We start from the raw sequence: 317 nt of genomic DNA on the forward strand, positions 1-317 counted from the left end.
ATACAGTCTAACCAATTGCGCTATGATCCCTGTAACGGGCTTTAGAGACGATAGGGGACAGTATGAATTGAACCTTGCTGATTCCATTCATGAAGAGTTTCCAAAGAAAGATCTTGAAGCAGGCGCTACCTTGATGAACCAAGCTTACGAGCAAGTCATTTTACGCCAGGTTGACCAATGGATGTGGGTACACAAGCGTTACAAGACAATGAAAGATGAAAGCCTGCCTAAAGGCTATCGATACAAGCAATAACACAAGCTAAATTTAATAATCGTGTTCAAGAATACGTAACTTGATCTGCACAATCACTGATCTG

At 41.3% G+C, this 317-nt stretch carries 1 pseudogene; it reads left to right on the top strand.

Annotation, left to right across the window (positions count from 1 at the left end):
- A pseudogene (locus tag AB4585_RS22925) lies at nucleotides 1-253 on the top strand (lipid A biosynthesis lauroyl acyltransferase); the annotation flags it as partial.
- Nucleotides 254-317: the final 64 nt, after the last annotated feature.

This window comes from Vibrio sp. 10N.222.49.C9, assembly GCF_041474985.1.
Taxonomy (GTDB): Bacteria; Pseudomonadota; Gammaproteobacteria; order Enterobacterales; family Vibrionaceae; genus Vibrio; species Vibrio crassostreae_C.